The sequence below is a fragment of the Microbacterium shimangi genome (assembly GCF_043556445.1).
Taxonomy (GTDB): Bacteria; Actinomycetota; Actinomycetes; order Actinomycetales; family Microbacteriaceae; genus Microbacterium.
This window is the reverse complement of the sequence record NZ_JBIGII010000004.1, coordinates 410,487-436,570: the sequence shown is the minus strand read 5'-3', so window position 1 is coordinate 436,570 and position 26,084 is coordinate 410,487. Positions and strand designations below refer to the sequence as shown.

Here is a 26,084-nt window from a genome sequence, read left to right as displayed (position 1 = left end):
TCAGCGCGACACGTCGCCCGGGGCCGGGGGCTGCTCCACCGTCGCGGGGGTGCCCTTCTCGTCGGCGACGACGGCAGCAGCATCCGTTCCGAGCCGCTTCTTGTCACGCGACGAGGCGATGAGGCTCGCGACGGTCGCCACCGCCATCGACAGCACGATGACGGCCAGCGACACCCAGGTCGAGATCTCTGGCGCCCACTCGATGTGCTCGCCGTTGTTGATGAACGGCAACTCGTTGACGTGCATCGCGTGGAGCACGAGCTTGACGCCGATGAACGCGAGGATGAACGCGATGCCGTAGTGCAGGTAGCGCAGCCGATCGAGCAGGTCGCCGAGCAGGAAGTAGAGCTGGCGCAGACCCATGAGGGCGAAGATGTTCGCGGTGAAGACGATGAACGGGCTCGTGGTGATCCCGAAGATCGCCGGAATCGAATCGATCGCGAAGAGCAGGTCGGTGACGCCGATCGCGACGAAGACGATGATCATCGGGGTGAACATCTTCTTGCCGTTCACGACGGTGCGCACCTTCGCACCGTCGTACTCGTCGCTGATGTCGACGGTGCGCCGGAGAAGGCGCACGATGAAGTTCTCCTTCTTCGCGTCGCCGTCGTGCGACTCGTCTCCGGGGAACGCCTGACGGATCGCCGTGTAGACCAGGAACGCACCGAAGAGATAGAAGATCGGGCTGAAGTTCTCGATGACGGTCGCACCCACGAGGATGAACGCCCCGCGCAGCACGAGCGCGATGATGATGCCGACCATCAGCACCTCTTGCTGATAGCGCCGCGGCACAGAGAACTGCGACATGATCAGCACGAAGACGAAGAGGTTGTCGATCGACAGGCTGTATTCGGTGAGCCAGCCCGCGACGAACTGGCCGGCGAACTCGCCGCCCGCGATGATCCACATGATGCCGGCGAAGACCAGCGCGAGCGAGACGTAGAACACGACCCACAGGGTGGATTCGCGCGTCGACGGGATGTGGGGCCGCTTCAGGATGATCAGCAGATCGGCGAGCAGGATCAGCGTCAGTACGACGAGTGACCCGATCTCGAATGCGAGCGGGAGTTCCAGGTCCATGACGGCCTTTCGAAGCGGGTACGGCGGGGGACGAGAGTCTCTCCCCGCGACCATTGACACCGGTCGCGACGCGACCCGGGACCGCACGATCGGGGTCCGTGATGACGGGAGCGCGTAGGCGGGATACTCCCTCTCGCGAGGCCGAGTCTACCGTCGAGCACGATCCGTCTGAGACGATCCTCCCCGACGAGACACCTCTGGGGTGAGAGACGATGCACCGGACGCAGACGGGTGCTTCGAGGACGGGATGCTGATGATCGACTCGATCGACGATGTCACCCTGGTCGCACGCGCGGCAGGCGGGTCGGAGGTCGCGTTCCGCACGCTCTACCGTGCCAACGCGCGTCCGGTCTACTGGATCGCCCACCGGTTGCTCGGGGACTCCGCCGACGCCGAGGACGTGACCCAGGAGACCTTCGTCGTGGCGTGGCGCAAGATGCCGTCGCTGCGGTTGGAAGGCGCGTCGATCCTGCCGTGGTTGGCGACCATCTGCCGACTGCAGGCGGCCAATCGCCTGCGCTCGCGGTCGCGGGACCGTGCACGGACCACCGAGATCGACGCCGACCTGCCCGACACCGTGAACGTGGAGAAGCAGGTGATCGACTCGGTCACCGTCGAAGCCATCCTGAGGGAGGTGTCGACCCTGACGCCGCTCGATCGGGACATCTTCCGGTTGTGCGCCGCCGAGGGCTACGGCTATCAAGCCGCAGCCGACCACCTCGGCGTCGCACACGGCGTCGTGCGCAATCGTCTCTCGCGCATCCGTACCCGGGTGCGCGGCGCTGTGACCGAGACGGAGAGCTCATGAACACCACTTCCCCCGCCGAGTCCGGACTGCCCGAGATCGACGATGACCGGATCGACGCGATGGAACGCGTCGTGTTCGCTCGCATCTCGGACGCACGCTCGACGCAGCGCTCACGGCGTGGCCGCTGGTGGCTGGGAGGCGTCGCCGCGGCCGCGGTCATCGTCGTGGCGGTCGCCATCGCGCCCTACATCTCGGTCGGTGGCGCGAACGAGAGCAGTTCGGGTGCCAGCAGCGCAGACGCTCCTGCGCGCGGACTGACCGGTGTCCCCGCAGACGCCTCGGCCACCACGGGTGAGACATCCGAGATGACCGCCGGCTCCGCTGAAGCGTCCGGGTCAGCGGCCGACTCGGCCGAAGGGTCGCGCGAGATCGCAACGACCGCGTCGGCGACCCTCATCGTCGACGACGTCGCCGATGCCGCTCGCGAAATAGGGGCGGATGCGGAAGCACGCGGCGGGTTCGTGGAATCGGCCAACATCGACGCGAGCGCGACGGTCAAGAGCGCCGACTCGACGACGGATTCCCTGGTCGCGCCCTACCCGTACCCGGGTGACGGTGCGTGGATCACCGTCCGCGTCCCCGCGGACGAACTCACCGACGCGGTCAACGCTCTGGACCGACTCGGCGAGGTCACCACGTCGAGCATCGGTCGCCAGGATGTGACCGACCAGGCGATCGATCTGCGTGCGCGCGTCGCCGCCTCGGAAGCATCCGTCGCCCGCCTGACCGAACTCATTGGCCAGGCCGAATCGGTCACGGATCTCATCGCCGCGGAATCGGCGCTGGCAGATCGACAGGCGACTCTCGAATCCGATCGCCGTCAGCTCGAGTCCCTCGAAGGTCAGGTGTCGCTGTCGACCCTTTCGGTGCAGCTCAGCCCCGTCACGCCGACGGTGGAAGCCGACCCCGCGGGCTTCGGAGACGGGATCGCGGCGGGCTGGAACGGACTCATCGCGACGCTGAACGGGATCGTCATCGCGGTGGGGTTCTTGCTGCCGTGGCTCGCTGTCGCAGCGATCGTCGGTGCCGTGGTCTGGGGCGCGATCCGCCTCGTACGTCGGGCGCGGGCCCCTCGGTCGTCAGCGGGCTCGGATTCGCCGACCGAGTGAGACCGTCGGGGTTCGATGTCGCGTCAGGCGGTCCAGCCGCACATCCCGCACTCGCCGGTGGCGGAGACCTCGACGAAACAGTTCGGGCACATCTCCCGCTGCTTCTCGACGACGGGCGCCCGACGTGCGGGGGCCTCGCGGGGCTCGCGTCTCGGCGCAGGTCGAGATCTACCGGCGTATTCGACGACGGGCGTCACGAAGACGGGACGATGCTCTTCGCAGTAGAAACGGACGAAGCCGCCGTGGTCGTTCGGATGACGGTGCTTGACGACCCAGAGCTCCTCGCGCGGGCGGGGCTCGGACGACGCGCCGCAGACGAAGCATCGCGTCGGCTCGCCGGGGGCGAGGTCGGCCACGATCATCGGCGTCTCGAACGGGATGCCATCGCGCCAATCAGCTGACGAGACCACTCTCATGGGTGTCCCTTTCTTGGCGAAGAGACGGGCTGACTGCTCGGCGCTCCTGTTCGAGGCTATCCGACGAGCACGCACCACCGGTCGCCCCGCCCGGATTGCCCTCGGGCGACGTGTCAACCCGGGGGCGGGTTCGACGGCTTCGCTCTTAGCGTCGGCGCTATGACCTCCGAAGATGCACCCCGCCCCACCGGTACCGAGCCCGGCGCCGATGACACCGGACTCTCCAGCGCAGACGCCGTGCGAAAAGACCGCACGTACGGTCCTGCGAGCGACACCGAGACCGCGCAGAAGCAAGACGAGACCCTTTCGGACAACGTCGACCCCGACATCGACGCCGACCAGGTTCAGGTCGCCCCCGGCACCGGCGGACCCGATGACATCGGCGAGGTCGAGGTCGACCCGGCCGACCTGAATCTGCCCTGGCGGGACTGAGCGGCCGCGACCGCCGTGGGACGATCGGGTCATGTCCCGCACCGTTCAGCTGATCCGTTCCTCGGCGCTGTCGCGCGCGGACTACGCGTACGCCGCGACCGCTCGGAGTGACGCCCGCCTGATCTTCCTCGCCGGCGCATGCCCTCTCGATGAGGGCGGACGCGTGGTGGGAGGCGCGAGTTATGCCGCGCAAGCGACAGCCTGCATCGAGACGATGACGCAGGCTCTGGATGCTGCGGGCGCGGCGCTCGGCGACGTGATCAGCACGCGTGTGCTCGTCGCCTCGTCGAGCCGCGCGGATCTGGTCGAAGCCTGGGACGTCGTCCGACGCGCATTCGGCGACCACGATGCGCCCAGCACGCTGCTCGGCGTGACCGTGCTGGGCTACGAGCGTCAGCTCGTCGAGATCGAGGCGGTGGCTGCCGTCCTCGACGCACCGTGAGCGTGCCCGTGCGGACCACGGCGGGCGGCCGGTCGGGTCGCCGAGGCGGGTAGCCGGTCGCTGAGCTTGTCGAAGCGTCCGGCGGGGGCGTGGTCGGGTCGCGGCAGCGCAGCATCCGCTCGCCCTCCGCTGGGGGGAGGGGATGTGGCGGGTGGAGGAGGTTTTCCGCCCGGCAGGTCCTCCGCGGGCCGTATGCCCTCCGCTCGGCGGAGGGGCTATCGCGGGTGGAGTGGCTTTTCTCGCGGCTGGGTCGTCCGCGCCGCCGTGCTCGACGCACCGTGAGCGTGCGCGAGCGGATTCACCCCCCGTTCGCGCTCGCCCCGTAGCGTGGCCGGTATGGAGACCTTCGCGGTGGTGCTCGCCCTCCTCCCCCTCCCGGTGCTCGTCTGGGCGATCGCGTTCGCGTGGCGCACGAGGCCGCTACGCCCGCAGTCTGCGGCTGCGGAGATACCCGACGCGCTCCCTTCCGCACCGCCGACGCGCGTGGGGCCGCTGGGAGCCGCGCTTCTCGTCAATCGCACGCGGCGAGCCCTGGGGGCCGCGGTCGTCGACCTCGTCGGCAGCGGCCGGGTGGCGGTCGACGCCGACGCCGGCCCCACGGCTTACCGGCTGACCCTGGTCGATCCGCTTGTGCGTTATCGAGACCTCGAGCGTGAGGCGGTGCAAGAGGCCCTCTTCGGTCGTGACGCGAAGGCGGGGGCGACCTTCGACGTGGATCGGCGTGACCGCGAGAAGAATCAACGGATGCGGCAGGCCGCCGTCACCGCCCGGAGATACCTCGTGAACGGGGGGTTTCTCCGAGGAGAGCGGACGCGACAGGCCCTGCATGCTGCGAACTGGGTGATGGTGACGGTCGGCTTCGTCGAACTGCTCGTCGACGCACGGCTCGTGGTGGTGATCGCGGGCCAAGCCGTCGCGATCTTCGTGGCCCGTCGCGCCTCGGGTTGGCTGCGGACCCCGCCGGGCGAGTCGACCGCTCGTGAAGTCGTGGCGTTCGAAGCCGCCCTCCGGTCGGACCCGCAGCTCGCACGGCGGTATCCGGGGTGGGCGCATCTGTTCGACGACCGGACTCCCCGGCCCCTGACGTCCACACCGGCGGTCATCGCCGGTGACGGTGTGACGGGCGACGAACACCGGGGACTCGGCGAGGAGTGGGCGTCCGACATCGGATGGCACTTCGACGGGGGCGGCGGCGATACGGGGGGAAGCGACAGCGGGAGCAGCGATGGCGGCGGGGACGGCGGGGGCGGGGGCGGCGATTGACCGATGACAGGCGCGTCACGACTGAGAGGATCGAGCATGACCAGTTCGTTCTCCCTCGTGACCAGGACGCCCCACTCCGCGGAGAACCTCTTCGACCTTTCCCTCGACGTCGACGCGCACGTGGGATCGATGGAGGGCTCGCGCGAGAGGGCGATCGCCGGGGTGACGGCCGGGCCGATCGCTCTCGGGGAGTCGGTGACCTGGCGCGCCCGCCATTTCGGGGTGTGGTTTCGTCTGACGTCGACGATCACCGCGCTCGATCGTCCGCGCAGGTTCGTCGATGAACAGACGCGGGGCCCCTTTCGCTCGTTCCGGCACGAGCACATCTTCCGCGAAACCGCGGACGGCGGCGCCGTCATGATCGACGAGATCACCCTGGCTTCCCCGGTGTTCGGTCGCCTGGCCGAACGTTTCGTGCTGGTTCCGTACCTCCGTCGACTCATCGCGAAGCGCAACGCGTTCCTCGTCGCGCAGTTGAATAGCGGCTCGGGTTCGTGACAGACATCGGTCGGGAGCAGTGGGGACCGACCGACGGGGAGTTCCGCCGCTCGGAGATTTCTGCCGTCATCGGATCCGGCGGCGAGGTCTCGGACAGGGCCTGTGACGACGTGCTGCGGTGGCGGGTCAAGACCCGAAGCGGATTCCGCGTCGAGACCGAGGGGCCGGTGCGGGTCGGCGACCGGCCGCTGATCAGGGTTCGGACGCGGGGGCTCACCGTCGTCGAGCCGGTCGAGGTCATCGACGTCGTCCTCGAGCCGAATCGCGTCGGATTCGCCTACCGCACCCTGCCCGGACACCCCGTTCGCGGCGAAGAGGCCTTCATCGTCGACCGTTCAGGCGAAACGGTCAGCATCACCGTGCGCTCCCTCACCGCGGCATCCGACGCACCCCTGTGGCGCGCTGTCCACCCGCTGCTGCGGATCGCCCAACGGTTCGCCCGGCGGCGCTACCTGCGGGCGCTCTCCTGAACGTACGGTCTGCCTCGCGGTCAAGCCCCGCCCACGAGCCCGGCGGAGCGGCGTATCTTCGGGATTCCTCGACGAAGAAGACGACGCCGCGTCTTCGAAGAGCGAGCCGGAGGTAATTCATGACCGACAACACGATTCCGCAGCGAGACGCCGACGACGCGAAAGCGGACGACGGTCCCCCCACCGATGCGGCTTCCGACGAGGTGAAAGCCGACTCGGCAGCTGACGCGCTGAACGGCTCGACCGGCGCGGACACCGATGCGTCTTCCGACGAAGAGATCGCAGACTCGGCCGCGCGCGTGGACGAACCCACGGGCTGAAGCGCTCAGAGCACAAAACGAAGAAGAGCCCGTCCAGATGGACGGGCTCTTTCTCGATTGTGACCCCAACGGGATTCGAACCCGTGTTACCGCCGTGAGAGGGCGGCGTACTAGGCCGCTATACGATGGGGCCGTTTCGACAACCGTTCGATTATGCCATGCCCGCGACGACCCGACCAAATCGGGGCAGACGCGCGGGGGGCGGTTGCCGACTCCCGGCCGGGCGAGTTGACTCTGAACATGCGAGTGACAAAGTTCGAACATGCCGCCCTCCGCCTCGAAGTCGCCGGAAAGGCTCTGATCGTCGATCCGGGTGTCTTCACCAGCCCCCTCGATGATCTGCAGAACGTCGTCGGGGTCGTCATCACCCACGAGCACCCCGATCACTGGACCGCCGAACACCTCGACCGCATCCTCAAGACCGTTCCCGGCGTACCGATCTACGCACCGGAAGGCGTCGCCAAGGCCGCGGGCGGGTACGACATCATCGTGGTCCATCCGGGCGACACCGTGGCGCTCGATCCGTTCACGCTCGAGTTCTTCGGCGGGACGCACGAGGTCATCCACGAGTCGATCCCGAACATCGACAACGTGGGCGTGCTCGTCAACGGCGAGTTCTACTACCCCGGTGATTCCTACGCCGTGCCGAAGGGGCGTGACGTCGCGCTTCTCGCCGCCCCCATCGGCGCCCCGTGGCTCAAGATCGGCGACGCGATGGACTTCGTCCTCGCGGTGAAGCCCCGCCGCGCCTTCGGCACGCACGACATGACGGTCTCGCAGGTCGGCCGTGACATGGGACGCGCCCGTCTCACCTGGGCCACCGAAGAGAACGGCGGAGAGTTCCTCTCGCTCGACTCCGGCGACTCCGCCGACATCTGACCGGCGGCGCGTCACACCTCGGGGAGGTCGGCCGCCGCGACCACGCCTGAGCCCGCGTCGCGGATCTCGAGGCGTGCCACGTCTTCGCGCAGCACCGCGGCGTTGACGCTGCAGTGAATGGGCACCGCGGAGCCCAGCATCGCTCCGGCCGAGTACTCGGTGCCGTCGGATGCGACCAGCACTACGGCGTACGTGGCGCCGACCTCGAGTCCCGCCGCATCGACGATGGCCTCGGTGCCCCAGGTGTGGGCCACCAGGTCAGCGTCGATCGTCGTACCCTCCGGCCCGTCGGAGACATCGACCGGTTCCACCGCGCCGAGCGTTCCCGGCGGCCCCGAGGGCGTGGTGTTAAACGACGGCAGCGCGACGCCGACAACCAGGCCGAGCGCCAGACACGCGGCGCCCAGGGCCGGAAGCACCCAGCGCCGGGGCCGCGGGCGCAGCTCGGTCATCGGAGCGGGCGCGTCGGTGGCCTCGTGGAGCGAGATCGAGGCGACGCGGTCACGCAACGAGCCGTCGGGCTCGGACGGCGTCCACGAGACCCCGTCCAGTTCACCGGTGAGCGCGCGCAGGCTCGCGACTTCGTCGTCGATCCACGGCTCACGCCGACGAAGGTCGTCGAACTCGTCGGATTCTGCGGGTGTCAGCGCACCGGCGACGGCGGCGGCGATCAGTTCGGCCGCGCGATCATCAGGACTGTTCATCGGGTTCCTCCGACCCTTCGATGTGGCCGCGGAGGGCCCGGAGTGCGTGGTAGGCGCGGGTGCGCATAGTCGCCGCAGGTACACCGGTCGCATCGGCGAGTTCCTGATACGACCGGCCCTCGAGGTGTACCGCGACGATGACCTCTCGGTGCGCCTCAGTGAGTCGAGCCAGACCCTCGACGATGCGAAGGCGTTCGAGCGGGTCTCTGTCGACGGACGGATGCTGCTCGAGAAGCGTGTCGGATCCGACGCGCGGCATGCGTGCGCGCGCTCTCAGGGCGTCGGTGATCACGTTCCGGGCGATGGCGAACAGCCAGGTGCGCTCGCTCGCCTGAGACGGGTCGAAACGATCGCGGGAGCGCCACGCACGAAGGAATGTCTCCTGCACGCAATCCTCGGCCAGGGGCCTGTCGCGCAGCGCGTTCACCGCGAAGCCCAGGATCACCGATCCGTGATCGTCGAATGCGCGCGATGTGTCGAACTCGCGGCCCATGCCGGCGGGGTGCTCCATCACGCTCCTCGTGCGCATCTGGACGACTGCCGCCACCGGTTCACGCTCCTACCAGAGTAAACGACCGCATCCTCGGCCGAGGATCTGAAGGGTGATACGAGCCGCCACCGCATGCCGTTCACACGCAACGCATTTATTTCTGCGGGCCAATGAACGCGAGCCGCACGATGCGCGTATGACCTGCAACGGAGGCATTCAGCATCCGCGTCGAAAGGTCGAGATGATGTCGAACAGAACACTCGTGAAGAAGACGTTCCCCCGCACGCTTGCCGTCGGCGCGGTCGCGGCGGTCGGACTCGTCGCGCTGGGTGGCCCTGCGTACGCCGAGACCGAGGTCGCCGAGCCCTCGTCGTTCACCAGCGCCTTCACCGTGATGGCGACACCCGATCAGGTCATCAACAACGACGGCGTCGCGACCCCCGGTCAGGAGGGAGCGACCGGTTCGTTCACGTTCCGGATCAACAGCGATCTCGAGATCATCTGCTACGACATCACGCTCGAGGGCGTCTCGGGCGACTACATGAGCCCGGCCAAGACAGCCACCCACCTTCACGAAGCGGCCGTCGGCAAGCCGGGTCCCCCGCGGATCGCGTTCCCGAACCCGGCACCCGTCGGCGACGGCCCCCGCACCAGCTCGGGCTGCTTGCAGGGTCCCTTCACCACGGGCGTCGTCGCCAACGGTGCGGACACGGGCGACGGCTTCACGCTCGCGAAGATCGAAGCCGATCCCGCCGGTTTCACCGGTGACTCGCACACCGTCGACTTCGCCGCGGGCGTCGTGCGCGGCCAGCTGTCGGCGGTGCCGGTCGGCGGTGTCCGCACGGGTGCGGGCGGGGCCGCCGCATCGAGCGTCGATGGCGCCGGTCTCGCTGTCGCCGGCTTCGGGATCGTCGGCTTGATCGCCGCTCTCGGTGTGGTCGCACGTCGCCGCTCCCACGCGGGCGCGTGACCGGCGCGCGCCTTCGGGCTCCCGAGCACCGTCGCGTTCGTGCGATGGTGCTCGGGCCCGCGGGCGTGGCGGCCCTGGCGATGACCCTCGTGCTGAGCGGGTGCGCCGGGGCACCCGCTGCCCCTTCCGCCCCCGCGTCGGCGACGACGTCCGCACCGGTTGCGACGACGACCCCGAACGCGACGCCCGTGCCGGCGTCTCCTTCGGCTGAGGCGGGGCTACCGCCCGGCGGCATCCGGATCCCGGCGATCGATCTGGACGAGCCCCTCATCGACCTCGGCATCACCGCCGAGGGCGACATGGAGGTGCCCGCCGACTTCGACGAGGTCGGGTGGTTCACCGGGGGCGGTCGCCCCGGCGGTCGCGGACCCACGGTCATCGCCGCGCACGTCGACTCCCCCACCGGGCCCGCGGTGTTCCTGCGGCTGGATCAACTCGTACCGGGCGACGAGGTGCAGGTGACCGACACGGCGGGCACGGTCTTCACGTACGTCGTCACTGAGGTCGCCGACTACCCGAAGTCCGCTTTCCCCACCAGCCGCGTCTTCGGCGCCGTCGCCACCGATGAACTGCGTCTCATCACGTGCGGCGGGGTGTTCGACCGGACGGCGTCGTCGTACGTCGACAACCGCGTCGTGTACGCCGACCTCGTGTCGTGAGCGGGGCGACCATGCACCGCGGAAACGACGGATGCTGCGGACCCACCCGGGTCCGCAGCATCCGTCGTTTCGCGTCTACTGGGCGTCGAGGTCGGTCTCGAGCAGGGCGACGAGTTCGTCGAGCGCCTGCTCGGCGCCGTCGCCTTCGGCCTTGAGGGTCACGACCGTGCCCTTGGCCGCGCCGAGGCCCATGAGGGAAAGGATGCTACCGGCGTTGAGGTCGGCTCCACCCTCGACGGCGATCGTCACCGGGATCTTCTTCTCCTGCACGGCCTGAACGAAGAGCTTCGCGGGGCGGGCGTGGAGTCCGGAGCTGCTGGCGATGGTGGCCTGACGTTCTGCCATGGTGATTCCTTCCGATGGGTGTTTATCGATCATGCCGGAACAGCGACGGCTGCCGGCGCTTCGGCTTCTTCGAGTTCTTTGCGTCCGACCCACTTCTTCAGGGCGACGACCGACAACGCGCTGACGAGGGTGCCGGCGACGATCGCGATCAGGAAGCCCCAGAACGGATTGATGGCGAAGAACACGAAGAGGCCGCCGTGGGGCGCATAGGACTGCACGGCGAAGAGCATGCTGAGTGCACCGGTGACCGCACCGCCCAGCATCGAGGCCGGGATGACGCGGAGCGGGTCGGCGGCGGCGAACGGGATCGCCCCCTCGCTGATGAACGAGGCGCCCAACAGCCAGGCTGCTGCGCCGTTCTCGCGCTCGACGGGGGTGAACGACTTGCGTGCGAGCACGGTCGAGGCGAGGGCCATCGCCAGCGGCGGAACCATACCGGCCGCCATCACCGCGGCCATGATCAGGTAGGGCGCGGTGTTGCTGGTGGATGCTGCGGCAAGACCCGTCGTCGCGAAGACATAGGCGACCTTGTTGATCGGGCCGCCGAGGTCGAAGCACATCATCAGACCGAGGATCACCCCGAGGATGATCGCCCCGGTGCCGCTGGCGGCGAGACCCGTGAGCCACTCGGTCAGCAACTCCATGAGGGCCGCGATCGGACGCCCGAGGAAGAGGATCATCAGACCCGAGGCGAAGATCGACCCGAGGAACGGAATGATGACCACGGGCATGAGTCCCCGCAGGAACCGCGCGACGTTCAGTCGGCCCAACCACCAGGCGATGAACCCCGCGAGAAGCCCGCCGATGATGCCGCCGATGAAACCGGCGTTCATCAGCACCGCGACCGCGCCGGCGACGAAGCCGGGTGCGATACCCGGTCGGTCGGCGATGGCATACGCGATGAAGCCCGCGAGCACGGCCACGATGAAGCCCATCGAGGTCGTGCCGATCATGAACGCGACAGAGCCGAGGTACTGGCCGAGCCCGCCCGCCGGAAGATCCCAGAGCGAGTTCTGAATGATCACGGTGGCTGCGTCGTCGGTGACCTGGAAGCCGGCCAACGCGAAGCCCAGTGCGATGAGAAGACCGCCGCCGGCGACGAAGGGGATCATGTAGCTGACGCCCGTGAGCAACCAGCGCTGCAGACGCGCGCCGACCGACTGGCTGGCGGCGGGGGTCGCTGCCCCTGCGGCTCCCCCGCTTCCGGGTACGCGCTGCGCGTCAGGATTTCTGGATGCGGCCACAGCCTCGGCGATGAGTTGTTTGGGCTGCTCGATCCCCCGCTTCACACCGGAACGCACGACGGGTTTACCCGCGAAACGCTGCGGTTCCCTCACGTCGACGTCGACCGCGAAGATCACCGCGTCGGCGGCGTCGATCACTTCTTGCGGCAGCGCCTTGTAGCCGCTCGAACCCTGGGGCTCGACCGTCAGCTCCACGCCCTCTTCGATACCCGCCGCAGACAGGGCGTCTGCGGCCATGTAGGTGTGAGCGATACCCGTGGCGCACGCCGTGACGGCGATGATGCGCGTGGGTGCGACGTCTGTCGCCGCGGCCTGCGACCTCGCCTGTGCACGAGTCGTCGCGGGTGCCTCTTCGGCTGCCGCGGGAGCCGGCTGGATCGCCGCCGTGATGATCGCCACCGCTTCGTCGGCGGTGGTTGCGGCACGCAGCCCCGCCATGAACTCGGCGTTCATGAGGCTTCGCGCGAGCTGGGACAGCACCGCGAGGTGCGCCTCGTCGGCTCCTGCCGGTGCGGCGATGAGGAAGACGATGTCGGCCGGACCGTCGGGGGCACCGAAGTCGACGCCCGGGCTGAGTCGGGCGAACGCGAGCGTCGGTTCGGTGACCGATGCACTGCGCGCGTGCGGGATGCCGATGCCACCGGGGAGCCCGGTCTCGTCTTTCTCTTCGCGCGCCCAGGCGTCGGCGAACAGCTCGTCGGCGTCGCGGGCCCGGCCGTTCGCGACGACGCGCTCCGCGAGGGCTCGGATGACGTCGGCCTTGCCGTCTCCGAGTGAGTCGTCGAGGCTGACGAGCTCGGGGGTGATGATGCGGGACATAACGTGACCTCCGTGGTCAGGGTGGTTCAGAACGAGGACGAAAAGGATGAGACGGCGATGGCCTCGGGCGGAAGATCTTCGGGAGTCGGTGCCTGCGTTCCCGGGAGCATGGCTGCAGCGGCTCCGTAGGCGACGGCTTGGGCGAGGCACTCGGCGGGCGTGCGCCCGGCGATATCGGCCAACAGGTAGCCGGCGAGCGAACTGTCACCCGCGCCCACCGTGCTGGCGACGGCGATACGTGGGGCGACGGCGCGCAGAACTCCACCGCCGGTGACGAGAAGGGCTCCCGAGGCGCCGAGTGTGACGAGCGCCGCGGCGGCGCGCGCGGGAACGACGGTCTGAGACCGGCGGGCGGCCTCAGCCACGAGGTCGGTGTCGGCGGACGGATCTTCGCCGACCAGAGCGGCAAGCTCTTCGTCATTGGGCTTGATCAGATCCGGGAGCGCATCGCGGACGACCGCGGCCAGTGCCGGACCCGAGGCATCGACGGCGATCCGCGGGGCGGCGGAACCCCAGGTCTCGCGTACGGCCCCGATGACGCGGGTGTAGAAATCAGCCCCGGCTCGCGGCGGCAGGGAGCCCGCCAGGACGAGCCACCGGGCGTCGGCGCACGCGGCCACCACCGCGTCGATGATCGCGAACGCGCCCTGCTCATCGAGAACGGGGCCGGGCAGATTGATCTTCGTCGTGACGCCGTCGGGGTCGGTCACCGTGAGATTCGCCCGCACGCGACCGGCCGACGGCACGGTGCGGATCGGGATCCCGGTGGCACGGAGAAGGTCGTTGAACGGATCGTCGTCGGACACGGGAACGACCGCCAGCGTGTCCGCGCCCGCCGCGGCGACGACCCGTGCCACGTTCACGCCCTTGCCGCCGGCGTCTTCACGGGCGGCGCGGGCCGGTTGCACCTCGCCCGGTACCAGCGAGGCGTCGAGGGCCAGGGCGCGGTCGATGGACGGGTTCGCGGTGAGTGTGACGATCATGCGACCCAGACCTCCGAGTCGGCGCGGTCCAGGGCTTCTCGCAGGGCCACCGGCGGAGCCGAGTCGGATACGAGGACGTCGATGTCGGACAACCCCGCGAAGCGAACCAGGAGTTCGGCACCGAACTTCTCGGAGTCGGTGACCACGACGACGCGCCGGGCGGCGGCGATGATGGCCGCCTTCACCGCGGCCTCGTCGGAATCGGGGGTGCTGAGGCCGAAGTCTTCGCTGAGGCCGTTCGTTCCCACGAACGCCACATCGGGCCGGAGGTGGGCGATCGACGCCACCGTCTCGGCGCCCACGGCTGCGGCCGTCAGACCGCGCACCCGCCCGCCGATGACCGTGAGCCCGAGGTCTGATCCGGCGAGGTCGTGAGCGATGGTCATCGAGTGGGTGACGATCTCAGCGCTTCCCCCCGACGACGCGAGGTGAGCGGGGAGAGCAGCGGCGACGGCACCGGTGGTCGTGCCGGCGTCGAGGTAGACCGAGCCGCGAAACCCCGACTCGAGCACCTGCGCCGCGCGGGCACCGATGGCGAGTTTCGCGTCACCCCGCCGCAGCAGTCGCTCCGAGACCGGAATCTCGACCGTGCTGCCCCGGTCGGTCGCCACCGCACCGCCGTGAACCCGGCGCAGCATGCCGGCCTCTTCGAGGAGAGCGAGATCGCGGCGAACGGTCTCGGTGGTCACGCCGAAGCGGGCGGCCAGATCGACGACGACGACTCGGCCTTCCTGCGAGAGCAGGCGCCCGACGAGCTCTTGTCGCTCCATTGCGTACATCGTGGTCCTCCCGATGGAATTCCCACACGATACAACACATATGCAACGAAAGCCACACCAAACCACAGATGCGCCGGGGAGGCGCCGTCGATCTACAGATCGGTGTCGGCCGTACGCTCCCACACCTGCACGCGATCGCCCGACAACACGTAACGGATGACACTGCCCGTGGGGAGTCCGCGCGCGATGTCGTCGGGCGTTCCGTCGTAGATGACGACGTCGACCGTCGGGTCGAGGCCCCTGGGGGTGCAGCTCACACCGGCCGGCCCGTGGGAGCCCGCGTAGATCGCCAGGCACCGCTGGCCGTTCGACGCGGTCAAGACCCAGGTTCTCAGCGAGTAGTAGCTGTCGTACTCGCGGATACCGTCGGTGTCGACGCCGAACGCCCGCAGCGCCTGGGCTTCGATCACCCCGAGCCGCGTCTCGCCGTCGACCGACACCACCGGCCCGAGAGTGACGTCGGGCTGCGGCCCGACCCACTGCGACACTCCCCAGATGCCCGCGCCGACCACGGCCGCCGCCACCGCCACCGCGATCCACCGGCGCCGTGGAAGGCGCACCGTCAGCGGTTCCCCGTCGGTCGCGCCATCGTCGTCGCCATCAGCGGGCGAGCGCATCGGTGCGGATCCTTCTTCGGAGACCGAACGCGCCGTCACCGCGACGATGCGCGTCGATCCGCGGTCAACCGCGGAGACCCGCGTGAGGGGAAACCGCCGAGCCGCTTCGAGCTGCTCCATCCGGGTGACGCCGTCGGGCCCGATGTCGGGGTGGGGGCCGTAAGCGCGCGATCTGAGGTCTGCGAGCTCGCGGACCTCGTCAGGCGTCAGCGCCGGCGCGTCCATACGTCCATTATCGAGCGGCCACCGGGGGCGAGGGCCGATGCGAGGTGGGCCCCACCGCGCCGTTATCGGACGGTCAGTGTCACCGGTTCGGAACCCCCGACGGAGAGCGTCGCTGAGCCCGCGCCGCTGACGGCGGGTACCTGCACCTCGACGCGGATGCGCCCCTCGCTGTCGGGCACCGCCATCGCGACTTCGTCCTCGTGATCGCCGAGGCGCCACATCACCCGTTGCGCCGGTTGCGCCTCGGGCGTGGGCGGCGCCTCGCAGCCGTTGAGACTGTCGTGGCACTCCATGAAGCCGTCGCCGGTGATCACCACGGTGTCACCCGGTCGCGCGACCTCCGGACTGACCCTCACTTGCGGAGCAGCGCACGAGGCCGAGGAGGTCGCGCCACTGAAACACCCCGCGACGCAACCGGTCATGCTCAACGCGCCGACGACGACGATCGTGATCACCGCGGCCACTCGGTGGGCTACAGCATCCGCACAGCTCATCGTCGACCCCCACCGTAGACGGTAGCCCGCGCACGGGGTGAGCGGAAGGTTTCGTGCCTTGGCCAAGAAACGAAAAACCCCGCCTGAGCGGGGTTTTTTCGAAGCTGGGGTACCTGGACTCGAACCAAGAACAACGGTACCAGAAACCGCCGTGTTGCCAATTACACCATACCCCACCGTGTTGACACACAGTGTCACGACCGAAACCGTGCCGACGATCAAGTCTAGACGACGCTGACGGCCCCGCCAAACCCAGACGGCTTACGACGCCAGATGCTCGACCAGCGCACCGAGCCGACGGATCGATTCGGTCTTGCCGAGCAACTCCATCGATTCGAACAACGGCGGCGAGATCCGGCGCCCGGTCAGCGCGACGCGGGGCGGGCCGTAGGCGACACGCGGCTTGAGTCCGAGCTCCTCGACCAGCGCGCGGGCCAATGCCTCTTGCACGGCCGCGGCCGTGAACTCGACCTCCGGGACGAGCTCGAGCGCGGCGGCCGACGCCACGAGCACTTCGCCCGCGTTCGCAGGCAGGCCCTTCATGGCGTCGTCCTGGTAGGTGATGTCGTTCGTGAAGAGGAAGCCCAACATGCCGGGAACCTCGCCGAGCAGCTGCACCCGCTCCTGCACGAGAGGGGCGGATGCGGCGATGATCGCCGTCTGCTCGGCGGTCGGGGTGGCGTGGATCGCACCCGCGTCGGCGAGGTAGGGCACGATGCGATCCGCGAAGTCCGCAGCATCCAGCATGCGAATGTGGTCGCCGTTGATCGACTCGGCCTTCTTCTGATCGAATCGCGCGGGGTTCGGGTTCACATCGGCGATGTCGAAGGCGGCGATGAGCTCATCGAGCGAGAACACGTCACGATCGGCGGCGATCGACCAACCGAGAAGAGCTAGGTAATTCAGCAGCCCCTCGTGGATGAACCCCTTCTCACGCTGCAGGAACAGGTCGGCCTCGGGGTCGCGCTTCGAGAGCTTCTTGTTGCCGGTCTCGCCTAGGACCAGCGGCATGTGACCGAAGCGCGGCACGAAGTCGGTGACTCCGGCCTCGATCAAGGCGCGGTACAGCGACAGCTGGCGGGCGGTCGACGGCATGAGGTCTTCGCCGCGGATCACGTGCGTGATGCCCATGAGCGCGTCGTCGAGCGGATTCACGAAGGTGTAGAGCGGCACTCCCCCGGCTCGGACGATGACGAAGTCGGGAAACGAGCCGGCCGGGAAGGTGACCTCGCCGCGCACCAGATCGACATAGGTGAGGTCTTCGTCGGGCACGCGCAGGCGCCAGGCGGGCTCGCGGCCTTCAGCGCGGAAGGCGGCCTTCTGCTCGTCGGTCAGGTCGCGGTCGTAGTTGTCGTAGCCGAGCTGCTTGGCGCGCCCGTTCTCGGCGTTCCGTGCATCGATCTCCTCGGCGTTCGAGTAGCTCTCGTACACGACGCCGGCGGCGACGAGCTTCGCGAGCACCTCGCGATAGATCTCGTGGCGCTGCGACTGTCGGTACGGAGCGTGGGGCCCGCCGACCTCGACACCCTCGTCCCAATCGATGCGCAGCCAGCGCAGCGCGTCGAGGAGCTGCGCGTAGCTCTCTTCGCTGTCGCGCGCAGCATCCGTGTCTTCGATACGGAAAATGAGCTTGCCGCCGTGGTGCCGGGCGAACGCCCAGTTGAACAAGGCGGTGCGGATGAGACCGACGTGCGGCAGCCCTGTGGGGCTGGGGCAGAAGCGGACGCGGACGTCGGCTCCGGTGGCGGTCGTGGTGCGGGGATCGGGCGAGGAAGGCATCGCCGTCCAGCTTAGTTCGCGCCGACTCGAGCCACGTCGTGGGGTCTGCCCGCCCACGCGATCGGAAGAAGCGCCGCGGTGGCGATGACGAAGGCGAGGGCGGTCAGGGCGAGCCCGCCGTAGCCGATGCCTCCGAGCACGAAGCCGGCGGCCACGGCCCCCGCGGCACCCACCATGCTCATCGCGAAGTCACTGAAGCCCTGGCGGCGGGTGCGGAGCCGCTCGGCCGACGATTCTGTGAGCAGGGCGGAACCCGAGACGGTGGTCGCGCTCCACCCGGCGCCGAGGAGCACCAGCGCAACCGTCACCGCGGGCATGCTGTCGGCACCCACCGCTGCCACGACGAGCGACGCCGCGAGCAGAACCTGGCCGATGAAGATCGTCGGCGCACGCCCCAGACGATCGGCGAGGATGCCGAAGATCGGCGCCAGGGCGTACATGCCGGCCACGTGAAGGCTCAGCGTGAGACCGACGATCGAGAGGGACGCGCCGTGATGCAGAAGGTGCACGGGGGTCATCGCCATGACCGACACCATGACGACATGGGCGGCAGCGATCGCGAAGATCGCGTAACGCGCGCGGACGGGCCGATCGAGACGCTCGAGGCGGACGCCGACCGATGTCTCGGCCTCCCGTGCGGTGATCTTCTGCGCGAGGAGGAGGGGGTCGGGGCGCAACGCGATCAGGTAGAGGGCGATGCCGAGCACCTGACCCACGATGGTGAAGAGGTAGGGCCCGGTGAGCGGGGGCATTCCGACGACCGATCCCAGCGCTTCGCCGGGGCCCGCCAGGTTGGGCCCGAGCACGGCGCCGATCGTCGTCGACCAGACGACGAGCGACAGCGAGCGGCCACGGGTGGCGTCGGTGGCGAGGTCAGTCGCAGCGAACCGCGACTGCAGGTTGGCGGCCTGACCACCACCGACGAGAGCGAAGGCGAACAGCAGCAGGGGGAAGACCTGCGCCGACGTCGCCGCGACGACGAGCACGACACCGGCCAGGGCGATCGTCATACCCGTCGCGAGCGAGACGGCCCGACCGCGTCGCCGCGCGAAGGCCGCGAGCGGAATCGCGAAGAGCGCCGTACCGAACGTCACTGCGGCGGTGGCGAGGCCGGCGAAGGCTTCGTCGCCCGAAACCTCCGCCGCCAACACCGCGCCGAACGAGAGCGTGGCGCCGAAAGCGATGCCGCCGAGAATCTGGCCGAGCGCGAGCACCAGAACGGTGCGCCGCTGCACCCGGGCGAGATCGAGCCCGTCGACTGCGTGAGGGTCAGGCATCCCGCGCGGTGTTGCGCAGAATCCCCAGCCCGGTGATCTCGACCTCGATCACATCACCGGCCGAGAACGCGCCGACGCCGGCGGGCGTACCCGTGAGAATGACGTCGCCCGGCAAGAGCGTGAAGGCCGCCGACGCATAGGCGATGATGTCGGGAACAGAGTGGATCATCGAGGCGACGGGTGCCTCCTGCACCACAGCGCCGTTGAGGCGGGTCGTCACCGTCGCCGACGCGGGGTCGAACTCGGTCTCGATCGCCGGGCCGAGGGGGCAGAAGGTGTCGAACCCCTTTGCGCGGGCCCACTGGCCGTCGCTGCGCTGCAGGTCGCGGGCGGTGACGTCGTTGGCGATCGTGTAACCGAAGACGTAGTCGAGCGCCTGCGCGGCCGGCACGTTCTTCGCGATACGACCGATGACGACGGCGAGCTCGCCCTCGTACTCGGTCTGCTGCGACTGCACCGGGCGCACGATGGTGTCGTTCGGGCCGATCACCGACGTGTTCGGCTTGAGGAACAGCAACGGCTCCTTCGGTGCTTCGCCGCCCATCTCGGCGGCGTGGTCGGCGTAGTTCTTGCCGACGCAGACGACCTTCGAGCGGGGAATGACCGGTGCCAGCAGAGCGATGTCGGCGATCGGCACCCGCTCCCCCGTCGTCTCGTAGCCGGCGAACATCGGATCGCCCGCGAGGACGACCAACTCCGTCCCGTCGACGATGCCGTAGCGGATGCCGTCCTGGTGGCTGAAGCGCGCGATTCTCACCCGTTCACCCTACCCAGCCCTCCCGGACGCTTCGACAAGCTCAGCGACCGGGAGGGCGGTCGCCAGCCGGTCCCTGAGCTCGCCGAAGGGTCGGTCAGGCGTCGAGGCGGAGCAGCCAGCCGTGCTTGTCTTCGGCGCGGCCGTACTGGATGTCGGTGAGTTCCTGGCGCAGTTCGAGGGCGAGCGTGCCGGTGGGCTGCTCGTCGAAGAAGTCGCGGCCCTTCAGCACACCGATCGGGGTCACGACGGCGGCGGTACCGCAGGCGAAGACCTCGGCGATCTCCCCGGAGGCGACGCCTTCGCGCCACTCGGCGAGGGATACGGCGCGACCCTCGACCTTGTGCCCGCGGTCGATCGCGAGCTGCAGGATCGAGTCGCGCGTGATGCCCTCGAGGATCGACTCCGACTGCGGGGTGACGATCCGTCCGTCCTTGTAGACGAAGACGATGTTCATGCCGCCGAGTTCTTCGACGTTGCGCTCCTCGTCGAGGAAGACGACCTGATCGCACTCGTGCTCGTACGCCTCCGACTGCGGCAGCAGGCTCGCGGCGTAGTTGCCGCCCGTCTTGGCCGCCCCCGTGCCCCCCTTGCCGGCCCGCGAGTACTCCTCGCTGAGCCAGATCGACACGGGCTGCACGCCGCCCTTGAAGTAGGCGCCGGCGGGGCTCGCGATGACGTAGTAGTTCACCTTGTGCGCCGGGCGCACCCCCAGGAACGCCTCTTTCGCGAACATGAAGGGACGCAGGTACAGGCTCTGGTCATCGCCCGTCGGCACCCACGCCGAGTCGACGGCGACGAGTTCGCGCAGCGACTGGATGAAGTACGGCGTCGGGAGCTCGGGGAGGGCGAGTCGACGAGCGCTCCGCTGCATCCGGCGGGCGTTCTGGTCGGGCCGGAAGGTGTGGATCGAGCCGTCGGCGTGACGGTAGGCCTTGATGCCCTCGAAGACCTCCTGGCCGTAGTGCAGCACCGCCGCGGCCGGGTCGAGCGAGATCGGGCCGTAGGGCTGCACCCGGGGGCGGTGCCAGCCCCCGCCGACCGACCAGCACACGTCGACCATGTGGTCGGTGAAGTTGGTGCCGAAGCCGGGGTTGGCGAGGATGGCGTCGCGCTCTGCCGGGCTCTTCGCCTGCAGGTTGCGCCTGACGAGGAACGCGAGCGGGTCGAGTCCGGTGTCGGGATCGGTGTCGATGGTAGTCATGTCACGTCTTTCATGCCGGGCCACCGCGGCGGCGATCAGCGGGCGAGCCCGCACTGTCAGGTTACGCCCGGAGGCGGGCGGCGATGGCGTCGCCGATCTCGGCGGTGGTGCGAGGGGAACCGTCGCGCGCCGCGATGTCGTCTTCGGCCGCGCGGGTCACGCGTGCGGCTTCGGCCTGCAGCCCGAGGTGATCGAGCAAGAGCGAGACCGAGAGGATCGCGGCCGTGGGATCGGCCTTCTGCTGTCCTGCGATGTCGGGCGCCGATCCGTGCACGGGCTCGAACATCGAGGGGAACGCGCCGCCGGGGTTGATGTTCCCCGAGGCTGCGAGACCGATGCCACCGGTGACGGCGCCGGCCAAGTCTGTGAGGATGTCGCCGAAGAGGTTGTCGGTGACGATGACGTCGAAGCGACCCGGGTTCGTGACCAGGAAGATGGTTGCCGCGTCGACGTGAAGGTAGTCTACGGCGACGTCGGGATGCTGCGACGCCACCTCGTCGACGAGGCGCTTCCACAGGCCGCCGGAGTGCACGAGGACGTTGGTCTTGTGCACGAGGGTGAGCTTCTTGCTCCGCCGCTCGGCGAGGTCGAACGCGTAGCGCACGACCCTCTCGACGCCGTAGGCCGTGTTCACCGAGGTCTCGTTCGCGATCTCGTGCGGGGTTCCGACGCGGATCGCCCCGCCGTTGCCGACGTAAGGCCCCTCGGTACCCTCGCGCACCACGACGAAGTCGACCTCGCCCGGGTCGGCGAGCGGGCCGGGCGCCCCGGGGTAGAGCTTCGACGGGCGGAGGTTGACGTAGTGGTCGAGCGCGAAACGCAGCCGCAGCAGCAACCCGCGCTCGATGTTCGCGTTCTTCAGCCGCGGATCGCCGGGCGTCCCGCCCACCGCGCCGAGCAGAATCGCATCGTGCGCGCCGATGGCGGCGAGGTCTGCGTCGGTGAGGGTATCCCCCGTATCGAGAAAACGCCCCGCCCCCAGTGCGAACCGGGTGCGCTCGAACACCACGCCGGAAGCGGCGGTCGCAGCATCCAGAACCTTCTCGGCCTCGGCGATGACCTCGGGCCCGATTCCGTCGCCCGGGATGACCGCGAGTTTCACGACACGAGACGGGGTAGTTTCCACAGCGGAGTGCTCCTTGCAGGGGGAGCCGCGTGCGTCAGTCTCTGCGGCTGCGAGACGTCGCGGCTTTCGACCCTTTCAGAGTAGTGGCCGCCACGACCGCCGCCACGATGATGAGCGCGGCACCGATGAACGACGTCACGACGACCCCGGAGTCGAAGGCGTGGGCGGCCGCCTGCCGCAGAGCATCGGCGACTTCGGGCGAAAGACCCTCGGCGGCGCTCATCGCACCGGCGAGCGTCTCGCGCGACGCGTCGGCAGCTTCTGCGGGAACGCCCGCGGGCAGCACGAGCTGGGCGCGGTAGGCAGCGGTCAAGATGCCGCCCAGCACCGCGGTTCCGAGAACGGCGCCGAGTTCGTAGGCCGTCTCCGACACGGCACTCGCGGCGCCGGCCTTCTCGCCCGGAGCGCTCGCGAGGATCAGTTCGTTGCTGACCGTCTCGGCGGCACCGATCCCGAGACCGAGCGCGACGAACGCGAGGACGAGCAGGCCGAGCTCCGCGGTCGACACCGCCACGAGCACGTATCCGACGGCCGAGAACGTCAGTGCGACCGGCACGATCACCCGAGGAGGGAAGCGCTTCGCGATCGGAACGATGAGCAGCCCCGACACGATCATGGCGACGAGTCCGGGCACGAGGGCGAAGCCCGACTCCATCGGGCTGAGACCGACGATCAGTTGCAGGTGCTGCGCGACGAAGTAGAGGAAGCCGACCAGGCCGACGACGCTCAGAAGGTTCACGACGATGGCACCGCTGAAGGTTCCTCGACGGAAGAGCGACATGTCGAGCATGGGGGTGGTCAGACCCCGCTGGCGGCGGACGAACAGCACGCCGAAGAACACGCCCACCGCGAAGAGTACGGGGATCATCGGCACGATTCCCTCGACCGCGAGTTCCTTGATGCCGTAGACGATCGGGATCATCGTCGCGAGCGACAGCACGATGCTCAGCGCGTCGAATCGACCCGGGTGGGGGTCGCGGCTCTCGGGCACGAGGAAGGGTGCGAGCACGAGAAGCGGGATGAGCACCGGCACCGACAAGAGGAAGACCGAGCCCCATTCGAAGTGCTCGAGAAGGAACCCGCCGACGATCGGGCCCAGGGCGGAGCCCGCAGAGAACCCGGCGGCCCAGATCGCGATCGCGATGCGGCGCTGGTCGCGGTTCGCGAAGATCGTGCGCAGCAGTGACAGGGTCGACGGCATCAGCATGGCGCCGAAGACACCCATGCCGGCCCGTGCGGCGATCAGCAGGATCGCGCTCGGAGCGAAGGCGGCGAGCACCGACACCACGCCGAAGCCGGTGGCGCCGATCAACAGCATCCGTCGCCTGCCGAATCGGTCGCCGAGCGTACCCATCGTCACGAGCAGCGCGGCGAGTACGAGCGCGTAGGCGTCGACGATCCACAGCTGCTCGATGCTCGTCGGAGCCAGGTCGGAGGCGATCGACGGCAGCGCGAAGCTCAGCACCGTGTTGTCGACCGAGACCAGGATCACCGGAAGCATCAGCACCGCGAGTGCGAGCCATCCGCGCCAGGTGGCGCGAGGGACGTTCACCGTCGAGGTGGGCTGGGTGAGGGTGGTGCTGGCCATGATCTCTCTGCGCTTCCGTATATAAACCGTCTAGCCGGTATAGTATCAGAGGAACGACGTCCTTCTCTAGCTACGATCGGGATCATGAGCCGCCCACCCCACGCCCGCGAGAGCGTGCTCGACGCCTTCGCCCGCATCCTCGCCGACGACGGCGAGCGAGCGGCGACGATGGATGCCACCGCCCGCGCCGCCGGGGTCTCCAAAGGCGGTCTGCTCTACCACTTCGGTTCGAAGGATGCGCTCGAAGCCGGTCTGCTCGAGCGCCTGGAGACGCTCGCCCTCGATGACATCGAAGAGATCAAGAACGCCCCCGAGGGGCCGGTCGCCGCCTTCATGCGCACGTCGATCCACACCGGTTCGCCGCTCGATCAGGCCATCGTCGCCGTCTCGCGTCTGGCGCAGAACGGCAACTCCCCCGCCGTCGAGGCACTCCGTCGCGTCCGCGTGCTGTGGGAGGAGGCGCTCCGCCCCCAGGCCCGCGACGAGACCGCGCTGCAGTTGATCCTGCTCGTGAGCGACGGCCTCTACTTCAACAACGCCTTGACCGTCGGGTCTGTGCCCGGCCAGCAGCTCGACGGCGACCAGATCGCCGCGCTGATCCGCCTGGTCGAAGAGTCGACCAATCGGACGCCGACCGCGTAAGGGCCGGGCGGATGCTGCGCGCCGCGCCGCGCGCGAGGGTCAGGCCTCGGTGATCTCGATCTGCCGGAAGAGATCGGCGCCGACAGCCGCGCCCATTTCGGCGAGGAGCTCGTCGGGCACCGGCGAGTCGACCGTGAGGACCGAGAGCGCGCGGCCCCCGGCATCGGCGTGGGCGACCTGGAGTCCCTCGATGTTGATCTCGACATCGCCGAGCTTGCGAGCGTAGATCGCAACGATTCCCGGGCGATCGGCGTAACGCATGACGATGTGGTGACGCTCGATCGGCACCTCGATCTCGAAACCGTTGATGTCGACGATCTTCGGCACCATGCGGGTACCCGCGAGGGTGCCCGACACGCTGAGCACGGAGCCGTCGGAGAGCGTTCCGCGCAGCGTCGTGAGGTTGCGGTAGAGCGGGCTCTCGGCCTCGACGATCAGCCGGGTCTCGATGCCGCGCTGCTCGGCGAACAGCGGCGCGTTCACGTACGACACGCTTTCGCTGACGATGTTGGCGAGGATCCCCTTGAGAGCCGCGAGACGGTAGACGCTCACGTCGTAGTTCGCGAGCTCGCCGCGCACCTCGATGTCGAGGTTCGTCAGGGCCCCCTGCGCGAGGCCGGTGAAGAACTGTCCGAGCGACTCCACGAGCGCGATGCCGGGGCGGACGAACGGATCGATGACTCCGCCGGCGACGTTCACCGCATCGGGGACGAGGTCGCCCTCGAGGGCGAGCTTGACCGACCGGGCGACCGAGACGCCCGCCTTCTCCTGCGCTTCGTCGGTCGAGGCGCCGAGGTGCGGGGTGACGACGACGTTCGGCAGGCCGAGGAGGCGGGCGGCAGGGCCGTCCGCAGCCGGCGGCTCGGTGGTGAAGACGTCGAGACCAGCGCCGGCGATCTCCCCGGCGGTGAGCGCGTCGAAGAGGGCCGCTTCGTCGACGAGTCCGCCGCGGGCGACGTTCACGACGTAGGCGGTCGGCTTCATGCGACGCAGCTGCTCGGCGCCGATCATCCCCGTGGTCTCGGGGGTTTTGGGCATGTGGATGGTGACGAAATCGCTCTGCGCGAGCAGCTCGTCGAGGGTCAGCAGTTCGACGTCGAGCTGCTGCGCACGCGCACTCGTGACGTACGGGTCGTAGGCGACGACGCGCATGTCGAAGGCCTGCAGGCGCGCGGCGATGAGCGCACCGATGCGGCCGAGGCCGATGATGCCGATCGTCTTCTCGAACAGCTCGGTGCCGGTGAACGAGCTGCGCTTCCAGGCGCCGGTCGCGAGCGATGCGTGAGCCGCCGGGATGTGGCGGGCAAGGCTCAGAATGTGACCGACCGTGAGCTCGGCGGCCGAGATGATGTTCGACGTCGGCGCGTTGACGACCATGACGCCGGCGGTGGTGGCGGCCTTGATGTCGACGTTGTCGAGTCCGACGCCGGCACGAGCGACGACCTTCAGCTCGGGCGCCGCCGCGAACGCTTCGGCGTCGACCTTCGTCGCTGAGCGGACCAGGATCGCGTGTGCGTCGGACAGCGCGGACAGGAGCGCGGGGCGATCCGTTCCGTCGACGTGGCGCACGTCGAAGTCGGGCCCGAGCGCATCGATCGTGGCGGGTGAGAGTTCTTCGGCGATGAGGACGACGGGCTTCGTCACAGAGGGATCCTTCGGCAGTACGAG

29 protein-coding genes and 2 tRNA genes are annotated in these 26,084 nt (G+C 68.9%); 12 read left to right on the top strand and 19 right to left on the bottom strand.

Features of this window, described 5'->3' with window-relative positions; translation table 11 throughout:
- Entirely contained in the window at positions 1–1,080 is a 1,080-nt protein-coding gene (locus ACFXQA_RS08935) for a TerC family protein (protein WP_394519469.1), read from the bottom strand.
- A gap of 253 nt (positions 1,081–1,333) precedes the next feature.
- Here ACFXQA_RS08935 and ACFXQA_RS08930 point away from each other — a divergent pair, with 253 nt between their 5' ends.
- Together ACFXQA_RS08930 and ACFXQA_RS08925 are read left to right on the top strand one after the other, a co-directional pair.
- A complete protein-coding gene (locus ACFXQA_RS08930) occupies positions 1,334–1,888 on the top strand; it encodes an RNA polymerase sigma factor (RefSeq protein WP_394519468.1) in 555 nt (184 codons plus the stop codon).
- A complete protein-coding gene (locus tag ACFXQA_RS08925) occupies positions 1,885–2,997 on the top strand; it encodes a DUF4349 domain-containing protein (protein WP_394519467.1) in 1,113 nt (370 codons plus the stop codon). The genes ACFXQA_RS08930 and ACFXQA_RS08925 overlap by 4 nt, the downstream gene beginning before the upstream one ends.
- Positions 2,998–3,020: 23 nt before the next feature.
- On the opposite strand, the gene ACFXQA_RS08920 is transcribed toward ACFXQA_RS08925, so the two are convergent.
- On the bottom strand, positions 3,021–3,413 hold the full coding sequence (locus ACFXQA_RS08920) for a glucose-6-phosphate dehydrogenase (protein ID WP_394519466.1): 393 nt from the start codon (positions 3,411–3,413) through the stop codon (positions 3,021–3,023).
- Positions 3,414–3,572: 159 nt separating this feature from the next.
- On the opposite strand from ACFXQA_RS08920, the gene ACFXQA_RS08915 reads away from it, so the two are divergent.
- From ACFXQA_RS08915 to ACFXQA_RS08890, 6 genes are all read left to right on the top strand, one after another.
- Positions 3,573–3,845, top strand: coding sequence for a hypothetical protein (locus tag ACFXQA_RS08915; RefSeq protein ID WP_394519465.1), 273 nt, complete (start codon positions 3,573–3,575; stop codon positions 3,843–3,845).
- Between the two features lie 31 nt (positions 3,846–3,876).
- Complete coding sequence (locus tag ACFXQA_RS08910) at positions 3,877–4,287, top strand: RidA family protein (RefSeq protein WP_394519464.1); 411 nt, start codon at positions 3,877–3,879, stop codon at positions 4,285–4,287.
- Between the two features lie 336 nt (positions 4,288–4,623).
- Positions 4,624–5,550, top strand: coding sequence for a hypothetical protein (locus ACFXQA_RS08905; RefSeq protein WP_394519463.1), 927 nt, complete (start codon positions 4,624–4,626; stop codon positions 5,548–5,550).
- Between the two features lie 36 nt (positions 5,551–5,586).
- Complete coding sequence (locus tag ACFXQA_RS08900) at positions 5,587–6,048, top strand: SRPBCC family protein (protein WP_394519462.1); 462 nt, start codon at positions 5,587–5,589, stop codon at positions 6,046–6,048.
- Positions 6,045–6,518, top strand: coding sequence for a DUF1990 family protein (locus ACFXQA_RS08895; RefSeq protein WP_394519461.1), 474 nt, complete (start codon positions 6,045–6,047; stop codon positions 6,516–6,518). Before ACFXQA_RS08900 ends, ACFXQA_RS08895 begins: the two co-directional genes overlap by 4 nt.
- Positions 6,519–6,637: 119 nt before the next feature.
- Positions 6,638–6,838, top strand: coding sequence for a hypothetical protein (locus ACFXQA_RS08890; protein WP_394519460.1), 201 nt, complete (start codon positions 6,638–6,640; stop codon positions 6,836–6,838).
- 60 nt (positions 6,839–6,898) lie between these two features.
- On the opposite strand, the gene ACFXQA_RS08885 is transcribed toward ACFXQA_RS08890, so the two are convergent.
- A tRNA-Glu gene (locus tag ACFXQA_RS08885) sits at positions 6,899–6,971 on the bottom strand.
- A 107-nt stretch (positions 6,972–7,078) separates the two neighbouring features.
- On the opposite strand from ACFXQA_RS08885, the gene ACFXQA_RS08880 reads away from it, so the two are divergent.
- The gene (locus ACFXQA_RS08880; protein ID WP_394519459.1) at positions 7,079–7,717 is read left to right on the top strand and encodes an MBL fold metallo-hydrolase; all 639 of its coding nucleotides are present in this window, start codon (positions 7,079–7,081) and stop codon (positions 7,715–7,717) included.
- 11 nt (positions 7,718–7,728) lie between these two features.
- Here ACFXQA_RS08880 and ACFXQA_RS08875 read toward each other — a convergent pair whose 3' ends face one another.
- Entirely contained in the window at positions 7,729–8,421 is a 693-nt protein-coding gene (locus ACFXQA_RS08875) for a hypothetical protein (protein ID WP_394519458.1), read from the bottom strand.
- Complete coding sequence (locus ACFXQA_RS08870; RefSeq protein ID WP_394519456.1) at positions 8,408–8,968, bottom strand: RNA polymerase sigma factor; 561 nt, start codon at positions 8,966–8,968, stop codon at positions 8,408–8,410. The genes ACFXQA_RS08875 and ACFXQA_RS08870 overlap by 14 nt, the downstream gene beginning before the upstream one ends.
- Positions 8,969–9,107: 139 nt before the next feature.
- Here ACFXQA_RS08870 and ACFXQA_RS08865 point away from each other — a divergent pair, with 139 nt between their 5' ends.
- Together ACFXQA_RS08865 and ACFXQA_RS08860 are read left to right on the top strand one after the other, a co-directional pair.
- Positions 9,108–9,881, top strand: coding sequence for a CHRD domain-containing protein (locus ACFXQA_RS08865; RefSeq protein WP_394519455.1), 774 nt, complete (start codon positions 9,108–9,110; stop codon positions 9,879–9,881).
- A gap of 44 nt (positions 9,882–9,925) precedes the next feature.
- Positions 9,926–10,540, top strand: a complete 615-nt coding sequence (locus ACFXQA_RS08860; protein ID WP_394519454.1) for a class F sortase — start codon at positions 9,926–9,928, stop codon at positions 10,538–10,540.
- 75 nt (positions 10,541–10,615) lie between these two features.
- Here the strand turns inward: ACFXQA_RS08860 and ACFXQA_RS08855 are convergent, their stop codons facing one another.
- The 13 genes from ACFXQA_RS08855 to ACFXQA_RS08795 form a co-directional block, all read right to left on the bottom strand.
- Positions 10,616–10,885, bottom strand: coding sequence for an HPr family phosphocarrier protein (locus ACFXQA_RS08855; protein WP_394519452.1), 270 nt, complete (start codon positions 10,883–10,885; stop codon positions 10,616–10,618).
- Positions 10,886–10,914: 29 nt separating this feature from the next.
- Complete coding sequence (locus ACFXQA_RS08850) at positions 10,915–12,948, bottom strand: PTS fructose transporter subunit IIABC (RefSeq protein ID WP_394519451.1); 2,034 nt, start codon at positions 12,946–12,948, stop codon at positions 10,915–10,917.
- Between the two features lie 26 nt (positions 12,949–12,974).
- The gene (locus ACFXQA_RS08845) at positions 12,975–13,931 is read right to left on the bottom strand and encodes a 1-phosphofructokinase family hexose kinase (RefSeq protein WP_394519450.1); all 957 of its coding nucleotides are present in this window, start codon (positions 13,929–13,931) and stop codon (positions 12,975–12,977) included.
- The gene (locus tag ACFXQA_RS08840; protein ID WP_394519449.1) at positions 13,928–14,710 is read right to left on the bottom strand and encodes a DeoR/GlpR family DNA-binding transcription regulator; all 783 of its coding nucleotides are present in this window, start codon (positions 14,708–14,710) and stop codon (positions 13,928–13,930) included. The genes ACFXQA_RS08845 and ACFXQA_RS08840 overlap by 4 nt, the downstream gene beginning before the upstream one ends.
- Before the next feature lie 92 nt (positions 14,711–14,802).
- A complete protein-coding gene (locus ACFXQA_RS08835; protein ID WP_394519448.1) occupies positions 14,803–15,552 on the bottom strand; it encodes a hypothetical protein in 750 nt (249 codons plus the stop codon).
- A 62-nt stretch (positions 15,553–15,614) separates the two neighbouring features.
- Complete coding sequence (locus ACFXQA_RS08830) at positions 15,615–15,908, bottom strand: hypothetical protein (protein ID WP_394519447.1); 294 nt, start codon at positions 15,906–15,908, stop codon at positions 15,615–15,617.
- A gap of 242 nt (positions 15,909–16,150) precedes the next feature.
- Positions 16,151–16,222, bottom strand: a tRNA-Gln gene (locus ACFXQA_RS08825).
- A gap of 85 nt (positions 16,223–16,307) precedes the next feature.
- Entirely contained in the window at positions 16,308–17,825 is a 1,518-nt protein-coding gene (gene gltX / locus ACFXQA_RS08820; protein ID WP_394519446.1) for a glutamate--tRNA ligase, read from the bottom strand.
- Between the two features lie 11 nt (positions 17,826–17,836).
- Positions 17,837–19,102, bottom strand: coding sequence for an MFS transporter (locus ACFXQA_RS08815; RefSeq protein ID WP_394519445.1), 1,266 nt, complete (start codon positions 19,100–19,102; stop codon positions 17,837–17,839).
- Complete coding sequence (locus ACFXQA_RS08810) at positions 19,095–19,859, bottom strand: fumarylacetoacetate hydrolase family protein (RefSeq protein WP_394519444.1); 765 nt, start codon at positions 19,857–19,859, stop codon at positions 19,095–19,097. Before ACFXQA_RS08810 ends, ACFXQA_RS08815 begins: the two co-directional genes overlap by 8 nt.
- Positions 19,860–19,953: 94 nt before the next feature.
- Positions 19,954–21,060: a branched-chain amino acid aminotransferase gene (locus ACFXQA_RS08805; protein WP_394519443.1), complete on the bottom strand. Its 1,107-nt coding sequence runs from the start codon at positions 21,058–21,060 to the stop codon at positions 19,954–19,956.
- Positions 21,061–21,121: 61 nt separating this feature from the next.
- Positions 21,122–22,186, bottom strand: coding sequence for a 3-isopropylmalate dehydrogenase (locus ACFXQA_RS08800; RefSeq protein WP_394519442.1), 1,065 nt, complete (start codon positions 22,184–22,186; stop codon positions 21,122–21,124).
- 34 nt (positions 22,187–22,220) lie between these two features.
- Positions 22,221–23,774 carry an MFS transporter gene (locus ACFXQA_RS08795; protein ID WP_394519441.1) on the bottom strand — a complete coding sequence of 518 codons (1,554 nt, stop codon included), beginning with the start codon at positions 23,772–23,774 and terminating at the stop codon, positions 22,221–22,223.
- An 84-nt stretch (positions 23,775–23,858) separates the two neighbouring features.
- Between ACFXQA_RS08795 and ACFXQA_RS08790 the strand changes: the two genes are divergently transcribed.
- Positions 23,859–24,416: a TetR/AcrR family transcriptional regulator gene (locus ACFXQA_RS08790; RefSeq protein ID WP_394519440.1), complete on the top strand. Its 558-nt coding sequence runs from the start codon at positions 23,859–23,861 to the stop codon at positions 24,414–24,416.
- Between the two features lie 39 nt (positions 24,417–24,455).
- On the opposite strand, the gene serA is transcribed toward ACFXQA_RS08790, so the two are convergent.
- Positions 24,456–26,060 carry a phosphoglycerate dehydrogenase gene (gene serA / locus ACFXQA_RS08785; RefSeq protein WP_394519439.1) on the bottom strand — a complete coding sequence of 535 codons (1,605 nt, stop codon included), beginning with the start codon at positions 26,058–26,060 and terminating at the stop codon, positions 24,456–24,458.
- Positions 26,061–26,084: the final 24 nt, after the last annotated feature.

What these genes read in the sequence shown, in the direction of transcription:
- ACFXQA_RS08935 (WP_394519469.1), bottom strand. Translation starts at nt 1,080, where the DNA reads ATGGACCTGGAACTCCCGCTCGCATTCGAGATCGGGTCACTCGTCGTA.
- ACFXQA_RS08930 (WP_394519468.1), top strand. Translation starts at nt 1,334, where the DNA reads ATGATCGACTCGATCGACGATGTCACCCTGGTCGCACGCGCGGCAGGC.
- ACFXQA_RS08925 (WP_394519467.1), top strand. Translation starts at nt 1,885, where the DNA reads ATGAACACCACTTCCCCCGCCGAGTCCGGACTGCCCGAGATCGACGAT.
- ACFXQA_RS08920 (WP_394519466.1), bottom strand. Translation starts at nt 3,413, where the DNA reads ATGAGAGTGGTCTCGTCAGCTGATTGGCGCGATGGCATCCCGTTCGAG.
- ACFXQA_RS08915 (WP_394519465.1), top strand. Translation starts at nt 3,573, where the DNA reads ATGACCTCCGAAGATGCACCCCGCCCCACCGGTACCGAGCCCGGCGCC.
- ACFXQA_RS08910 (WP_394519464.1), top strand. Translation starts at nt 3,877, where the DNA reads ATGTCCCGCACCGTTCAGCTGATCCGTTCCTCGGCGCTGTCGCGCGCG.
- ACFXQA_RS08905 (WP_394519463.1), top strand. Translation starts at nt 4,624, where the DNA reads ATGGAGACCTTCGCGGTGGTGCTCGCCCTCCTCCCCCTCCCGGTGCTC.
- ACFXQA_RS08900 (WP_394519462.1), top strand. Translation starts at nt 5,587, where the DNA reads ATGACCAGTTCGTTCTCCCTCGTGACCAGGACGCCCCACTCCGCGGAG.
- ACFXQA_RS08890 (WP_394519460.1), top strand. Translation starts at nt 6,638, where the DNA reads ATGACCGACAACACGATTCCGCAGCGAGACGCCGACGACGCGAAAGCG.
- ACFXQA_RS08880 (WP_394519459.1), top strand. Translation starts at nt 7,079, where the DNA reads ATGCGAGTGACAAAGTTCGAACATGCCGCCCTCCGCCTCGAAGTCGCC.
- ACFXQA_RS08875 (WP_394519458.1), bottom strand. Translation starts at nt 8,421, where the DNA reads ATGAACAGTCCTGATGATCGCGCGGCCGAACTGATCGCCGCCGCCGTC.
- ACFXQA_RS08865 (WP_394519455.1), top strand. Translation starts at nt 9,108, where the DNA reads ATGACCTGCAACGGAGGCATTCAGCATCCGCGTCGAAAGGTCGAGATG.
- ACFXQA_RS08860 (WP_394519454.1), top strand. Translation starts at nt 9,926, where the DNA reads ATGGTGCTCGGGCCCGCGGGCGTGGCGGCCCTGGCGATGACCCTCGTG.
- ACFXQA_RS08855 (WP_394519452.1), bottom strand. Translation starts at nt 10,885, where the DNA reads ATGGCAGAACGTCAGGCCACCATCGCCAGCAGCTCCGGACTCCACGCC.
- ACFXQA_RS08850 (WP_394519451.1), bottom strand. Translation starts at nt 12,948, where the DNA reads ATGTCCCGCATCATCACCCCCGAGCTCGTCAGCCTCGACGACTCACTC.
- ACFXQA_RS08845 (WP_394519450.1), bottom strand. Translation starts at nt 13,931, where the DNA reads ATGATCGTCACACTCACCGCGAACCCGTCCATCGACCGCGCCCTGGCC.
- ACFXQA_RS08840 (WP_394519449.1), bottom strand. Translation starts at nt 14,710, where the DNA reads ATGTACGCAATGGAGCGACAAGAGCTCGTCGGGCGCCTGCTCTCGCAG.
- ACFXQA_RS08835 (WP_394519448.1), bottom strand. Translation starts at nt 15,552, where the DNA reads ATGGACGCGCCGGCGCTGACGCCTGACGAGGTCCGCGAGCTCGCAGAC.
- gltX (WP_394519446.1), bottom strand. Translation starts at nt 17,825, where the DNA reads ATGCCTTCCTCGCCCGATCCCCGCACCACGACCGCCACCGGAGCCGAC.
- ACFXQA_RS08815 (WP_394519445.1), bottom strand. Translation starts at nt 19,102, where the DNA reads ATGCCTGACCCTCACGCAGTCGACGGGCTCGATCTCGCCCGGGTGCAG.
- ACFXQA_RS08805 (WP_394519443.1), bottom strand. Translation starts at nt 21,060, where the DNA reads ATGACTACCATCGACACCGATCCCGACACCGGACTCGACCCGCTCGCG.
- ACFXQA_RS08795 (WP_394519441.1), bottom strand. Translation starts at nt 23,774, where the DNA reads ATGGCCAGCACCACCCTCACCCAGCCCACCTCGACGGTGAACGTCCCT.
- ACFXQA_RS08790 (WP_394519440.1), top strand. Translation starts at nt 23,859, where the DNA reads ATGAGCCGCCCACCCCACGCCCGCGAGAGCGTGCTCGACGCCTTCGCC.